13 protein-coding genes are annotated in these 14,597 nt (G+C 61.7%); 9 read left to right on the forward strand and 4 right to left on the reverse strand.

Features of this window, described 5'->3' with window-relative positions; genetic code table 11:
• Positions 1 to 4: 4 nt before the first annotated feature.
• From AU072_RS09120 to AU072_RS09135, 4 genes are all read right to left on the reverse strand, one after another.
• Positions 5 to 511 carry an RpiB/LacA/LacB family sugar-phosphate isomerase gene (locus tag AU072_RS09120; protein ID WP_064413480.1) on the reverse strand — a complete coding sequence of 169 codons (507 nt, stop codon included), beginning with the start codon at positions 509 to 511 and terminating at the stop codon, positions 5 to 7.
• A 279-nt stretch (positions 512 to 790) separates the two neighbouring features.
• Positions 791 to 2,083, reverse strand: coding sequence for an aldehyde dehydrogenase family protein (locus AU072_RS09125; protein WP_064413499.1), 1,293 nt, complete (start codon positions 2,081 to 2,083; stop codon positions 791 to 793).
• A gap of 64 nt (positions 2,084 to 2,147) precedes the next feature.
• Positions 2,148 to 2,939 carry a coniferyl-alcohol dehydrogenase gene (locus AU072_RS09130; protein WP_064413481.1) on the reverse strand — a complete coding sequence of 264 codons (792 nt, stop codon included), beginning with the start codon at positions 2,937 to 2,939 and terminating at the stop codon, positions 2,148 to 2,150.
• On the reverse strand, positions 2,936 to 4,471 hold the full coding sequence (locus tag AU072_RS09135; RefSeq protein ID WP_174523761.1) for an acyl-CoA synthetase: 1,536 nt from the start codon (positions 4,469 to 4,471) through the stop codon (positions 2,936 to 2,938). The genes AU072_RS09130 and AU072_RS09135 overlap by 4 nt, the downstream gene beginning before the upstream one ends.
• 612 nt (positions 4,472 to 5,083) lie before the next feature.
• Here AU072_RS09135 and AU072_RS09140 point away from each other — a divergent pair.
• The 9 genes from AU072_RS09140 to AU072_RS09180 all read left to right on the forward strand — a co-directional run.
• Positions 5,084 to 5,872, forward strand: a complete 789-nt coding sequence (locus tag AU072_RS09140; RefSeq protein ID WP_407937594.1) for a 2-keto-4-pentenoate hydratase — start codon at positions 5,084 to 5,086, stop codon at positions 5,870 to 5,872.
• On the forward strand, positions 5,865 to 6,842 hold the full coding sequence (locus AU072_RS09145) for an acetaldehyde dehydrogenase (acetylating) (protein WP_064413483.1): 978 nt from the start codon (positions 5,865 to 5,867) through the stop codon (positions 6,840 to 6,842). The genes AU072_RS09140 and AU072_RS09145 overlap by 8 nt, the downstream gene beginning before the upstream one ends.
• Entirely contained in the window at positions 6,839 to 7,864 is a 1,026-nt protein-coding gene (gene dmpG / locus AU072_RS09150; RefSeq protein WP_064413484.1) for a 4-hydroxy-2-oxovalerate aldolase, read from the forward strand. Before AU072_RS09145 ends, dmpG begins: the two co-directional genes overlap by 4 nt.
• 68 nt (positions 7,865 to 7,932) lie before the next feature.
• Positions 7,933 to 8,706, forward strand: coding sequence for an MlaE family ABC transporter permease (locus AU072_RS09155; RefSeq protein ID WP_064413485.1), 774 nt, complete (start codon positions 7,933 to 7,935; stop codon positions 8,704 to 8,706).
• On the forward strand, positions 8,703 to 9,560 hold the full coding sequence (locus AU072_RS09160) for an ABC transporter permease (RefSeq protein ID WP_064413486.1): 858 nt from the start codon (positions 8,703 to 8,705) through the stop codon (positions 9,558 to 9,560). Before AU072_RS09155 ends, AU072_RS09160 begins: the two co-directional genes overlap by 4 nt.
• Positions 9,561 to 9,565: 5 nt before the next feature.
• Positions 9,566 to 10,939 carry an MCE family protein gene (locus tag AU072_RS09165; protein ID WP_064413487.1) on the forward strand — a complete coding sequence of 458 codons (1,374 nt, stop codon included), beginning with the start codon at positions 9,566 to 9,568 and terminating at the stop codon, positions 10,937 to 10,939.
• Between the two features lie 55 nt (positions 10,940 to 10,994).
• Positions 10,995 to 12,023: a virulence factor Mce family protein gene (locus tag AU072_RS09170; RefSeq protein ID WP_064413488.1), complete on the forward strand. Its 1,029-nt coding sequence runs from the start codon at positions 10,995 to 10,997 to the stop codon at positions 12,021 to 12,023.
• Positions 12,020 to 13,381, forward strand: coding sequence for an MCE family protein (locus tag AU072_RS09175; RefSeq protein WP_064413501.1), 1,362 nt, complete (start codon positions 12,020 to 12,022; stop codon positions 13,379 to 13,381). Before AU072_RS09170 ends, AU072_RS09175 begins: the two co-directional genes overlap by 4 nt.
• A gap of 8 nt (positions 13,382 to 13,389) precedes the next feature.
• A partial coding sequence (locus tag AU072_RS09180) for an MCE family protein (protein WP_064413502.1) occupies positions 13,390 to 14,597 on the forward strand: 1,208 nt, incomplete at its 3' end.

The raw sequence follows: 14,597 nt of genomic DNA on the forward strand, positions 1-14,597 counted from the left end.
GCACCTATTGGGCTCCTTCCTCTGCGTGCACAGCGGCCGCAAAGCTGTTCGGCCGCAGAGCCATTCGCGCATAGTCGTACTGGCGAATAAGGTGGATACGGTGGAAGTAATGCTCTTCCACTGACCACGGCGTTGTGATGAAAGCGTCGACGATTGCCAACACCTCCTCCGTCGTGTGCATCTGGACGCCGATACCGATCAACTGTGCGTCGAGACGGGCGCGTGCCAGCCGGGCGGTTTCGGGGTTCCACGCGAGAGCGCACCTTGCGCCGACTGCCTTGTTTGCAGCGATCTGCTCATCGTTTCCGTTGTCGCCCAGTAATATTCCTAAGCTGCCGAGATCATTCGCAGTCTGCAGCGCGGTGTCGATACAAAACGCTGGGTAGTCGTCGATTTCATCTGACGGATCGGCGCCACAATGGACAACCTCGTAGCCGCGCGCACCCAGATGTGCAGTGACTCGGTTCTCGACTTTCAAACCCGCGCGATCGGCACCCAGGTATATACGCATTGGCCCAGTATAGCTCGGGAACAACAGAATTCGGATCGATCGCCATCTCAATGCACACAGAATTTGATTGTCAGACAGCCGTCAAATGTATCGCTAAGTAGGGCCGGACAGCATGCGTCGCCAACGCCAATTCAACCGGCGCAATCGCGAAGCGACTTCAGCCTTCGACGAACAACTACTCGCTCCAGGCGAGATGACGAACTATCTATTGTCGAACCATCCTTTGTTCTGAGATATCAACGGGTTCACAGCAACCGGTGATCGCGGGGCCACCTCTCCTCAACCTGAAGCGGCCGGCCTGGCCAGGACAGCGCGACGATGGCTAAGCGCCTCGAAACCCCAACGCCCGTGGTAAGCGCCGATACCGCTTGCCCCGACACCACCGAACGGCAGTTGCGGGGCGAGACAGTGCACAGCAATGTCATTGATCACCGCTCCGCCCGACTGCGCGCGGTCGATAACCGAGCGGCCCAGTCGCTCAGATGCTGTGAATACATACAGCGCCAGAGGCTTCGGCTGGGAGTTGACGAAATCCACCGCGTTGTCAACCGAATCCATGGGCACGATCGGGAGAATCGGACCGAAGATTTCGTCGGCCATGACTGCGTCGGTCGCGGAGGGGCCGACAATGACCGTTGGATGAATACGCAGCCGCGAGCGGTCCGATTCGCCGCCGAGCACCACCTGCCCGCTAGTGCTATCGATCAGAGAAACCAGCCGGTCAAATTGGCGCTCGTTGACAATCGGCATCAATGGGTCTGGCGCCGCAGAGCAGAATTCGGCGACGTTGGCCACGATCCTTGCCACCAAGTCATCGATAATTGTTGATTCAGCCAAGACATAGTCCGGTGCGATGCACATCTGCCCGGAATTGAGCAGCTTCATCGAAGCGATGCGTCGCGCAGCGACATCCAAATCGGCGTCGGCGGCAACGATAACTGGGCTCTTACCACCGAGTTCAAGCGTCACCGGGGTAAGTGTGGCGGCCGCGCCCGCCATCACCTTCTTGCCGATCTCGGTACCGCCGGTGAATACCGCGTGGTCGAACGACTGCGCCAGCAGATCTTGCGTGGTTTGTCCGTCTCCTTCGACCACGCGGATGGCATCGGGGTCGAGGTATTCCGGAACAACACGTGCCAGCAGTGCTGACGTCGCAGGCGCGAGCTCTGATGGTTTGATTACCGCTGCGTTGCCTGCCGCGACGGCACCCACCAAGGGGCCGATGCTCAAGTAGATCGGGAAGTTCCAGGCGCCGATAATCAGCACTACGCCCAATGGCTCGTACTGAACCCAGGAGCGCCCGGGCTGATGAGCCCGTGGTAACCGTATGTGGCGCGGGCGCATCCAACGCTTCAGATACGTTCGGGCGTAACGCGCCTCGCCAAGGGTCGGTGCAACGTCGCCCGCGTGTGCCGCTATCGATGAGCGGCCGAGGTCATCGGCTAGAGCTGCGGCGATATCCGATCCGCTGTCACTTAGCAGTCGTTCAATGCCGCGAAGTTGATCAAGGCGCCATTGCAGACCTCGGGTACGACCATCGCAGGTCGCGCGACGCAGGTCAGCTATTTGCATTCTGGCGTGCGCCGAGTCGGGATTGGCGCCGCCGTCGCGGATTTGCGAAATATTCTGCCGCCTCTCAAATTTGGGGAGCCGGACCAGCACCTGTCAGTACCGCACCCAAAAGCCCACCATCGACGATCAATGACTGGCCGTTGATCCAGCGCGCTGCATCTGAGGCTAGAAACACAACCACATGGGCGATCTCCTCGGGTCGTGCGTGTCTGCCGACCTTGACCTTTGCGCGGTCGAGATTCTGCTTACCCATGGTCTTCTCGAAGTCCGTCAGAATAGGAGTTTGCACCGGTCCGGGTAGCACCGCGTTGATTCGCAGCCCCGAAGCACCCAGCACCAGCCCCATCGACATGGCGTATGCGGTGATGGCTTCCTTCGAGAAGGTGTAGGCACTTCCCTGCGGCGGGTGGTCTCGGAACCACGCCGCTCCCTCCTCGAAGGTTCTGGTGGCCAGCAGGTCCCGAATCACAGGCAGCCGATCTTGCCAGCGATATCCGGCCGCCGACGAAACGACTGTCACCGAGGCCAGTGAGTTCAGAAGGTCGAGAGAGCACTCGACTAGGTGTCGAATCGCCAAGGTGTTGACTGCAAACACCTGGTCGGCGGGGGCGGTGCCGGGGATGCCCGCAATGTTCATCAATCCGTCGAAGGGACCCTTTAGTTGCGCCAGCGCGGTGTCGATACTCCCGCGGTCGGCCAGGTCCACGTTGACATGGCGGCTGACGGCAGCCGATGGATAATTGCGGTCCAAGCTGACAACTTCCGCTCCGGCGGCGAGGAGGATCTCGGCCACCGCTTGGCCGATGCCCGATGCTGCCCCAGTCACGAGGTAGCGCTGCCCGTGGAAGCCTGTCACTGTGCCACCGAAAACCGTTCAATCAGTTGACCTTTTGCTAGCTTGCCCGTTTCAAGGCGGGGTAACTCTTCAACGAATTCCACCGTGCGCGGTGCCTTGAAGTGAGCCAGCCGGTCTCGCACGTAGCTGATGATCTCGCTGCCGAGGTCATCGCTTGGCTCCGTACCTTTGCGTAGCTGTACCACTGCTTTGACCTGCTGGCCCATCTCACTGTCGGGCACCCCGATAACTGCAACGTCCAAGATCTGCGGGTGCAGCGCTAGAACGTTCTCGATTTCCTGGGGGTAGATGTTCACTCCGCCGGAGATGATCGTGAAGGCTTTGCGGTCAGTGATGAATAGAAAGCCGTCACTGTCGACGTAGCCGATATCTCCTACCGTGGACCATGTTTCATGATCGGGGTGGCGCGCGGCCGCAGTTTTTTCGGGATCGTTGTGGTAGATGAATGCTGGGGAATCCTGTTCGAAGTAGATTATTCCCGTTTGACCTTGGGGTAATTCACCGCCCGCGTCGTCGCAGATGTGGAGCACACCCTGTACGGATTGGCCGACTGACCCGCGCTTGGACTGCCACTGCTGGGTGTTGATCATGGTCATCCCGTGCCGTTCGGTGGCTCCGTAGTACTCCAGCAGAATCGGACCCCACCAGTCGATCATCGCCTCTTTGACATCGGGCGGGCACGGCGCGCCGGCGTGCACGACCAGCCGCAGTGACGACGTGTCGTACCTCTCGCGGACCGCTTCCGGCAGTTGCAGGAGTCGAACAAACATGGTGGGAACCATTTGAGTGATCGAGACCTCGTACCGCTGAATAGCCTCAAGGGCCACTTCGGCGTCAAACCGCTCCATCATCACGACGCACCCCCCTATTGCGTGCATGACGGCGCACCACTTCAGTGGCGCGGCATGATAGACCGGGGCCGGCGACAGATAGACATCGTCGCTGGTCACGTGTAGTACCTGTTGCAACAGCTCAACCAATGAGTCACCGGGTTCGTCCACCTGGCGGGTGGGCAGAGGCGGCTTGATGCCTTTGGGCCGGCCCGTGGTTCCCGACGAATACAGCAGCTCCGCACCGCACGGTTGATCGGGCAACGGCGTGGTGGTCAGCGCCAGCAGGTGGTCATAGGGAAGAAAGCCCGTGACAGATCCACCGAACGAGTAGCACTGCCACACGTCGGGAATCAACCCGACCAGGTGCTGCGCCAGCTCCGCTACACCGGCAGACGCGAACAGGATCTTGGCTTCGCTGTCATGCAGTATGTAGGCAATCTCCTCGGGCGCTAGATGACGGTTGACCAGAGTGATGTACAAACCTGAACGGATGGCTGCCCAATAGACCTCAAAGGCTTCCGGCGCGTTGTCGGTCAGTAGCGCTATTACATCGCCTCGCCGAAGTCCCAAGTGATGCAGTGAGGAGGCGAGGCGCTTCGAACTGTCATCCAGCTCCCCGTAGGTCAGCACGCGAGAACTGCCGGCCATGATGATTGCGGGTCGATCAGGTGCGTGGGCGGCGTGCGTTCCCAAAAACACTTTTAAATCCGTTCCTCGCCTGTAGTGGTTGTCTGTCCGCATCGGAGCGGCCTGCCCCGGGCCGTAGATCGCTGAAATCCTTCCTGAGAACTATCGGCGGTAGGTGCCCGTCGCAGACCTAATAGCAGGTTCACGCGATGAGGCCTTGCTCATTCAGCAAATGTGAATGTAACATCAGCATCGCATCTTGTGAATGTAACACCAGCATCGCGTACATACCGATAGTTCAGCGGGCCGACGTTCATGAAGGAGGTATGCGCCAGCGTTGATGTTTCGATGGTTGGTCTGCGTGCGTCGCCGGGTCGTGTACGGCTTAAGTGCCTGCGAAGCGAGTACTGAGAGCGGCCGTCGCAGCTGGCAGCGGCTGCCGCGAAGGACCCTGGGCGCTGAGCGTGTCGACGCGCCAGGTCGTGACCATATCGATAGGTCCGACGAAAGCCATTATCAGTGAGAATGATTGGAGGCCAACTTGCTTGTTACTCAAGCGGCTGGCAGAACGCTTGTCGACGCTAAACACAACGGCCGCCTGTCCGAGTGCGGGTTCATGCTTGCTGCTTGCGTGATGTTTCGTATGGGGTGCTGGCGGTGAGCGTCGCTGGAGTCGATGAACGGGTGGTCATTGAGGCAGCTGATCGGATTTTTCGCGCGAGTCGAAGTCGTTGTCCGGCGGAGCCAGTTCGCGGTTTGATTGGTGCTGAGGACATTTCGGTGGCTTATGCGGTGCAGCGGGAGTTCGTGCGGCGCCGGCTGGCTGCTGGTGGGATAGTTGTGGGTCGCAAGATCGGTCTCACCTCGCCTGCAGTACAGCAACAACTTGGGGTTGACCAGCCTGACCTTGGTGTGCTGTTCGCCGATATGGATGTCAGTGGTGCGTTGGTGGTGCCGCCGGGTCGGTTGTTGCAGCCGAAGGTCGAGGCTGAGATCGCGTTTGTACTCAAAAAGGATTTGGTCGACGGGGATCTTGGTGACGCCCAGGTTCGGGCGGCGGTTGATTACGGGTTGGCAGCGTTGGAGATTGTGGATAGTCGGATTGCCAACTGGGACATCGGTATTACTGACACCGTGGCGGATAACGCGTCGAGCGGCTTGTTCGTTCTGTCCGATAAGGAAGTCACGCTCGAGGAGTTTGTCCCGGCCGAGGTCGTGATGCGCATGTACGCCGATGATGTGCTGGTGTCGGAAGGGTCTGGTGGGGCGTGTTTGGGTGATCCGTTGGCGGCGTTGACGTGGCTGGCGCGTACGGCGCGAGAGTTTGGTGACCCGCTTACGGCTGGACAGATCATTTTGTCTGGAGCGTTGGGTCCGATGGTGCCTGTATCACCGGGCGTTCGCGTCCACGCGGACCTTGGGCCCTTGGGGTCGGTGTCGGCGACCTTTTCCGGGGAGGGCTGTCGTGGGTAGAACCAAAGTCGCGATTCTCGGTTCGGGCAATATCGGCACCGATCTGATGATCAAGGTGTTGCGTCTGTCCGACAGCCTCGAGATAGGCGCGATGGTGGGTATCGACCCCGATTCCGAGGGTTTGGCCCGAGCCAAGCGGCTCAACATCCCTACCACCTCTGATGGCGTCGACGGGCTCATTGGGATGGCGAACTTCGACCAGATCGATATTGTGCTTGACGCCACGTCGGCCAAGGCCCATCTCGTCAACGCCGACAAGCTGGAGCGGTATGGGAAGACGTTGATCGACCTGACTCCTGCGGCAATCGGGCCGTTCGTGGTGCCGCCGGTGAATCTAGGCGAGCACCTCGATGCTGGAATGAAGAACCTGAACATGGTGACCTGTGGCGGGCAGGCGACGATTCCGATTGTGGCGGCGGTGTCGGCCGTGACGCCGGTGCATTACGGGGAGATCGTTGCCTCCATCGCGTCGAAGTCGGCGGGGCCGGGCACGCGGGCCAATATCGATGAATTCACCGAGACCACCGCCCATGCGATCGAGTCAGTGGGAGGGGCGGAGCGGGGTAAGGCGATCATCATCCTGAACCCAGCGGATCCGCCAATGATCATGCGCGACACCGTGTTCTGCCTGATCGGCGATGCAGACCATGACGCTATACGCGCATCGGTCGCCGAGATGGTCGAGCGTGTCGCCCAATATGTACCGGGTTATAGGCTCAAACACGAGGTGCAGTTCACTCCGGTTGAGGCCGCCGAGCCGGTACACACCTTGATGCCCCACGGGGCTCGCTCCATCACCACGCGGGTGTCGGTGTTCTTGGAGGTCGAAGGCGCTGCCCACTACCTGCCCGCATACGCCGGGAATCTCGACATCATGACCTCGGCGGCGTTGCGCGTTGCTGAATCCATCGCTGGCAGAACGTCATCCGCTGTCGAGGCGGATTCGTCGGCGGGAACAGGTAGCCGATGAGCACACAGCTCTACATTCAAGACGTCACCCTGCGTGACGGTATGCACGCGATCCGCCACCGCATCGATCCGGGTGATGTCGGGCGCATTGCGGCGGCTCTTGATGCCGCCGGGGTGGACGCGATCGAGGTGGCCCACGGTGACGGTCTGGCCGGGGGGTCGGTGAATTACGGTCCGGGCAGTCACACCGACTGGCAGTGGATTGAGGCCGCGGCCAGCAACATCGGCCGCGCCGTGCTGACCAGTCTGCTGCTTCCGGGTATCGGCACGATCACCGACCTGCGGCGCGCCTATGACGTAGGTGTGCGATCGGTGCGAGTCGCCACGCACTGCACCGAAGCCGACATCTCGGCTCAACACATCGCCACTGCGCGCGAGCTGGGCATGGATGTATCAGGTTTCTTGATGATGAGCCATATGGCGCCCCCGGCGCAGCTGGCTCAACAGGCAAAGAAAATGGAATCGTATGGCGCGAACTGCGTATACGTCACTGATTCCGGTGGCCGGCTCACCATGAGCGATATGCGGGAACGGATCTGGGCTTACCGCGGTGTGTTGGACCCCACCACCCAGATCGGGGTGCATGCCCACGAAAACCTCTCTTTGTCGGTGGCAAACAGTGTGGTTGCTGTCGAGGCAGGGGTGACCCGCGTGGACGCATCCCTGGCAGGCCAGGGGGCCGGAGCGGGTAACTGCCCCATTGAAGCTTTCATCGCGGTAGCCGATCTGCTTGGTTGGCAACACAATTGCGATGTCTTCGCACTGCAGGACGCTGCAGATGATCTAGTCCGTCCGCTGCGTGATCGGCCGGTCCAGGTCGACCGGGAAACGTTGACGTTGGGCTACGCTGGTGTCTACTCGTCGTTTTTGCGTCACGCCGAAATCGCCGCTCAACGTTACGGCGTAGACGCCCGCACCCTGCTGCTGGAAGTTGGCCGCCGTGGTCTGGTCGGTGGCCAGGAAGACATGATCGTTGATATCGCCCTCGACCTCGCCGGCGACCACACGCCGGTCCGCACCTGAATCCGGCCCGCCATGTCACAACAGCCCACGCACCGGTTCGGCTTCTCGATCACCGCACGGCACCCACGATGACGACCGCCAAACCCGGTGTCGCCGTGTTGGCCCCCGTGCGCAATATCGGCGGGTTCATCGCTTTCTGCCTCGACGTGCTCATCACAATGTTCCGCCCTCCGTTCGCGTGGCGCGAATTCCTCGAACAGACATGGTTCGTCGCCAGGGTGTCGTTGATTCCGACCCTGATGCTGTCGATTCCCTATGTGGTGCTGTCGGTGTTCACGATCAATGTATTGCTCGTCGACATCGGCGCCGCCGACTTCTCCGGCAGCGGCGCGGCAGTGGGTGCGGTCAACCAAATCGGACCCTTCGTGACAGTCCTGGTGGTTGCCAGCGCCGGCGCCGCGGCGATGTGCGCCGACCTGGGAGCACGCACGATCCGTGAAGAGATTCATGCGCTCCGCGTCATGGGTATCGACCCGGTTCAAGCACTGCTGGTGCCGCGAGTGCTGGCAGCCACGGTGGTGGCACTGTTGCTGTCGTCGTTGGTCACGCTGACAGGTCTCGCCGGAGGTTTCTTCTTCTCGGTGTACTTCCAACACGTCACCCCGGGGGCGTTCGTGGCCGGCATGACGTTCATCACCGGACTCAGCGACGTCGTGATCGCCATGATCAAAGCCACCCTGTTCGGAATCACCGCCGGCCTGGTCGCCTGCTATCAAGGCATCACAGTCGGCGGGGGACCGGCCGGAGTCGGCAACGCGGTCAACGAAACGGTGGTGTTCTCATTTGTGTTGCTGTTCATCATCAACCTAGTGATCACCGCCGTCGGATTTGAGATCACATGAGTCTGACAGTTGTTGCTGGACAACGATTTCCCCGCACCGTACGCACGCTGGGCAGACTGCAGTTAGGTTGGCGCCAAATCGGTGAGCAGACCAGGTTCTACGGCAAGACCCTGATCTCGGTGGCCGATGTCGTCGTGCACTACAAAGCTGAGTTGTTGCGACAGGTCGCCTCAATGAGTCTGGGAGCGGGTGCGCTGGCCGTCGTCGGCGGCACGGTCGCGGTGGTCGCCTTCTTGACCATGTCCACGGGCGGTGTCATCGCCGCACAAGGCTACAACCAGTTTTCGCAGGTTGGCGTCGAGGCTTTGGTCGGTTTCGCCTCAGCCTTTCTCAACACCCGTCTGATCACGCCTAACACCGCGGCGATTGCCATGGCGGCCACCATCGGTGGCGGTGCGACCGCCCAGCTCGGCGCGATGCGCATCAGCGAGGAGATCGACGCGCTGGAGGTGATGGGTATCCGGTCAATCGCATACCTCGCGTCGACGCGAGTGTTGGCTGGCGTGGTCATCGTCCTGCCGCTCTACAGCGTCGCGTTGATCATGGCCTACACCGCCGCCCGATACGGAACGACCGCAATCTACGGCCAGTCTCGCGGGGTGTACGACCACTACTTCAACACCTTTCTGGTGCCTGGCGATGTGATTCGTTCGTTCATCGTCACCGTCGCGGCTGCGGTGATGATCATGCTCGTCCACACCTACTACGGCTACCACGCGACCGGCGGACCAGCGGGTGTGGGCGAGGCGGTCGGGCGAGCAACTCGTACCTCGCTTGTGGCCACTGCGGTGTTGGTCCTCTTCATTTCTCTGGCCCTCTACGGCCAGACCGGACTCTTCAGCTTCTCGGGGTAGCGCCAATGTCGGGCCATTGGGGAAAGCCCCGGATCTCCTCGGGGTGGTTGGCAACCATCTCGGTGGTTGCGGTCGTCGCCGCGATGGCGGTGTGTCTGGGTGTGTTCAACCGGTCTTTCACGCCGTCGGTGCCGGTGACGCTCACCTCCGAGCGATCGGGGCTGGTAATGGAGCCCAACGCCAAGGTGAAGATGCGCGGCGTGCAGGTGGGCCGTGTCGCCACGGTTTCCGGGGGCACCGATTCGGTGAGCATCCAGCTCGAGATCGATCCCGATCAAATCCCCTACATACCGGCCAATGTCGAGGCACGTATCGACGCCACCACAGTGTTCGGCGGCAAGTTCGTGGATCTGGTCTACCCGAGTGACCCGAGCTCGCAACGGTTATCGGCAGGAACGGTACTGAAGTCATCCAATGTCGCTGTCGAGGTCAACACCGTGTTCGAGAACCTCGTCGATCTCATCAAGCAGATCGACCCAGCAAAACTCAACGCCGTGCTGTCCGCCCTCGCGGAGGGGCTGCGAGGCCAGGGCGAACGCATCGGGCAAGCCACAAGCGCCGCCAATGAGGTTCTGCTGGCGCTCAATTCACGCACGGACACGATTCGCGAGGACTGGCGCGCTCTGCGAGCCGTCAGCGACACCTACGGTGCTGCCGCCCACGACATGCTCGATATCCTGTCGGCGTCGGCCACAACCAGTGTGACCGTCACGAACCAGGCCAAGCAGCTCGACGCGTTGCTCCTGGGTGTCGTGGGCTTATCCCAAAGCGGCATCAGCGTGTTGGGCCCGAGCAAGGACAACCTCGTCAAGGGAGTCAACCTCCTGGAGCCGACGACCAGCCTGCTGATGAAGTACAACCCGCAACTGGGCTGTCTGATTTTGGGCGGCAACAACGCGCTGGAAACTCTGACCGACTACGCCGCCGGCCGCAACGGCAAGTCGATCATTATGGATGCGGCGGTGTTGTTGGGCGACGACCCGTACCGCTACCCGGACAATCTGCCTATCAACGCTGCCAAGGGCGGACCCGGCGGCAAGCCAGGCTGCGGTTCGCTGCCCGACGTGAGGGATAACTGGCCGGTGCGCTACCTGGTCACCAACAGCGGGTTCGGCACCGGCATGGATGTGCGCCCCAACCCAGGCATCGGATTCCCCGGATGGGCCAACTACTTCCCCGTCACTCGGGCAGTGCCCGAGCCGCCCAGCATCCGCTACCCGGGTGGCCCGGCCCCCGGACCCATTCCATACCCAGGTGCCCCCCCATACGGTGCCCCGCTGTATGGGCCCGACGGCAGCCCGCTATACCCGGGGGTCCCGCAGCCACCGACCTCCGCGTCGGCGGGACCCCCACCCCCGGTTACGCCGTCGTCACCGTGACCGCGCGGCATGCCCCACAGCCACCACCAGTACGACTTGGAAGAGGTGAACTACCTTGCGACGTAATCTATCTGGGCTTCTGTTACGTCTGGGGATCTTCGTTGTCGTGTGTGCGCTCGGCGCGTTCGGCTTGATCGCGATTTTCGCGCAGCTGCGCTTTCAGGAAGAAAGGACCTACAAGGCGCTCTTCACTACGGTGACAGGCCTGGAGAGCGGCAACTTCGTCCGTATCGCCGGCGTCGAGGTAGGCAAGGTCAAAGACATCACGATCAGAGATGACTCGAGCGCGCTGGTCGAATTCAATGCCGACGACTCCGTGGTATTGACCGAGGGCAGCCGGGCGGTCATTCGGTACGACAACCTTATCGGCGGTCGGTATCTGGCGCTGGAAGAAGGTGCCGGTGGCACCAAGACCCTGGCCCCTGGCGAGACGATCCCGTTGGATCGGACCGCCCCCGCTCTGGATCTGGATGCGCTGATCGGGGGGTTCCGCCCGCTTTTCCGTGCCCTGGACCCCGATCAAGTCAACGCGCTGTCGGGTCAGCTCATCTCGGCGTTTCAAGGCCAGGGCGCGACCATCGGGTCGATCCTGTCCCAGACGGCGGCTCTGACCAACACATTGGCCGACCGTGATGAATTGATCGGGCAAGTCATCGTCAATCTCAACACCGTGCTCGGGTCGCTGGGCGACCACAGCGACCAGTTCGGCAAGGCGGTCGACTCACTTTCGGAATTGGTCCAGGGCTTGGAGGCACGCAAGCATGACCTGAGCACCGGTCTGGCCTATGCCAATGAGGGTGCTGCCACAATCGCGGATCTGCTCAGGCAAGTGCGGCCGCCGCTACAGAGGGTGGTCCAGGAGACCGACCGCACTGCGGGACTCGTTGTTGCCGATCATGACTATGTCGACGATCTGCTGAAAACCCTGCCCGAGGCCTACCGGATCCTGGGCAGACAAGCGCTCAACGGCGACTTCTTCAGCTTCTATATGTGCGACCTGGTGTTGAAGCTGAACGGCAAAGGCGGCCAACCGGTGTACGTCAAGGTGGCGGGCCAGGACACGGGCAGGTGCACCCCCCGATGAAACCATTCCGGGAACGCAACCCGATCATTATCGGAACCATCGGCGTGACTGCGCTCATCGTCATCGTGGTGGGCGGCTTCAACTTCACCAAGCTTCCGTTGATCTCCTCCGACACAACCTATTCGGCGTATTTCGAGGATGCGGGCGGGCTGACCACCGGAGGCCCGGTGCAAGTGTCGGGTCTACGTGCTGGACTGGTGAAGAGCATCAGCCTAAAACCCCAGGGCGTATTGGTCGAATTCACGGTGGCCGACGACATTCGTCTTGGCCCGCGCACGGAGGCTGCCATCAAAACGATCGGTCTGCTCGGCAACAAGATCTTGGCCGTCACACCCCGCGGTGACGGGCGATTGGCGGACGTGATTCCCATCGAACGCACGACTTCTCCATACCAATTGCCTGACGCCGTCGGCGATCTCACCGCGACCATCAGTGGCCTCAACACCGACCAGCTGTCGGAATCGCTGCAGACGTTGAGCGAAACGCTGCGCGACACCCCACCGGACCTCAAAGCCGCTGTCGACGGGGTAGCCCGCTTCTCCCAAACCCTCAGCACCCGCGATGAGCAATTACGCGGCCTGCTGGCCAACGCTCGCAAGGCCACCACCGTACTGGCTGAGCGTAGCGATCAGATCGCGGGGCTGATCCACGACACCAACGCCCTGCTGACCGAGCTCCGCACCCAATCTGCTGCGCTAGACGAGATTTCGGGCAACCTCTCGGCGATGGCTCAGCAAATCCGGGGCCTCATCGACGAGCAACGAGACACCCTGAAGCCGGCGCTCGACAAGCTCAACGGGGTCCTTGCGATCGTCGATAACCGCAAAGCAGAGGTGCAGGAGTCACTCAAAGGACTCAACAACGTGATACTCGCACTGGGTGAATCCGTGTCGGGCGGACCGTTCTTCAAGGCCTACATAGCCAATTTGCTTCCCGGCCAGTTCGTGCAGCCCTTCGTCGACGCCGCCTTCTCCGACCTCGGTTTGGACCCCAACGTGCTGGCACCATCAGAGCGCCACGATCCGCAAATTGGTCAGCCGGGCACGCCTGCACTGCCGGTGCCTTATCCGCGCACCGGACAAGGTGGCGAGCCGAATTTGACACTGCCCGACGCCATCACCGGTAACCCGGGCGATCAGGGGTGCGGCCCGCCCGGTCTGCCGCTGCCCGGTCCTACAGGCTGCTACCCCTACCGCGAACCGCTGCCGGCGCCGCCGCCGGGCGGTCCGCCACCGGGCCCGCCCGCCGTGGCGCCGCCCGGCCAGCAGCACATTCCCGAGCCGACACCCAGCTCGATCTTCCTGCCCGCACCCGGTGAAGTGGGGCACGCGGGCACCGCAGGCGGTGGTCAACGATGACCTCGCGGATGACATCGCGCAACGCCCGTATCGCCTTGGCTTTAGCTTTGGTCGCTTCCCTCGTCGGCGGGGTCTACCTGGTGATCAACACGACGCGACAGACCACCCGTACCCACATCGTGGCGTTCTTCCAGAACACCAACGGGCTGTTCGTCGGCGACGACGTCCGTATCCGCGGTGTGAACGTAGGCCGCATCGAAGCCATCGAACCCCAACCAACCCGAGCCAAGGTCACTTTCTGGGTCGACGACGCCTTTAAGGTGCCCGCCGACGCCAAAGCTGTGATCCTCTCACCCACACTTGTCACCGCCCGCGCTATCCAGTTGACACCCCCATACCGCGACGGGCCGGCCCTGCCCGACAACGCGGTCATCCCGCAAGACCGCACCGCGGTCCCCGTGGAGTGGGACGACGTCCGCGACCAGCTAAAGCGCCTCACCGCCGCGCTGCAACCCACCCAGCCCGGCGGAGTGAGCACTCTGGGCGCGCTGGTCAACACCACCGCCGACAATCTGCGCGGACAAGGACCCGCCATCCGCGACACCATCATCAAACTCTCCCAAGCGCTTTCGGCCCTCGGGGACCACAGCGACGACACCTTCAGCACCGTCAAGAACCTGTCCACGCTGGTGTCGGCACTGCAGGACAGCACCACACTGATGCGCCAACTCAACGACAACCTTGCCTCGGTAACTGTCCTGATGGCCAACGACCCGGACGAACTCGGCAACGCCGTCTCCGACCTGAATGCTGTTCTGGGCGGAGTGACTTCCTTTGTCGGCGAGAACCGCGACACAATCGGCACCACCTCGGACAAGCTCGCCTCGGTGAGCCAGGCGCTGACCGACAGCATCGGTGACATCAAGCAGCTGTTGCACTCCGCGCCGACCGCGTTTGCCAACCTCGTCAACATGTACCAGCCCGCCCAGGGCACGCTCAGCGGTGCCCTGGCGGTCAACAATTTCAGCGATCCGATCACCTTCATCTGCGGCGCGATCCAAGCCGCATCCCGCCTCAATGCCGAGCAGTCTGCGAAATTGTGTGTCCAATACTTGGCGCCGATCGTCAAAAACCGTCAGCTCAACTTCCCCCCGTTGGGTGTGAATCCCTTCGTCGGCGCCTGGGCCCGACCAAACGAAGTCACCTACAGCGAGGACTGGATGCGCCCGGACTACGTCCCCCCGCAAACCACACCCCCGGGCCCGGGGGTGTGGTT

Source organism: Mycolicibacterium novocastrense, assembly GCF_001499835.1.
GTDB classification, from domain to species: domain Bacteria; phylum Actinomycetota; class Actinomycetes; order Mycobacteriales; family Mycobacteriaceae; genus Mycobacterium; species Mycobacterium novocastrense.

Coding starts and splice junctions, on each gene's coding strand:
- AU072_RS09120 (WP_064413480.1), bottom strand. CDS start 511: ATGCGTATATACCTGGGTGCCGATCGCGCGGGTTTGAAAGTCGAGAAC.
- AU072_RS09125 (WP_064413499.1), bottom strand. CDS start 2,083: ATGCAAATAGCTGACCTGCGTCGCGCGACCTGCGATGGTCGTACCCGA.
- dmpG (WP_064413484.1), top strand. CDS start 6,839: ATGAGCACACAGCTCTACATTCAAGACGTCACCCTGCGTGACGGTATG.
- AU072_RS09155 (WP_064413485.1), top strand. CDS start 7,933: ATGACGACCGCCAAACCCGGTGTCGCCGTGTTGGCCCCCGTGCGCAAT.
- AU072_RS09160 (WP_064413486.1), top strand. CDS start 8,703: ATGAGTCTGACAGTTGTTGCTGGACAACGATTTCCCCGCACCGTACGC.
- AU072_RS09165 (WP_064413487.1), top strand. CDS start 9,566: ATGTCGGGCCATTGGGGAAAGCCCCGGATCTCCTCGGGGTGGTTGGCA.
- AU072_RS09175 (WP_064413501.1), top strand. CDS start 12,020: ATGAAACCATTCCGGGAACGCAACCCGATCATTATCGGAACCATCGGC.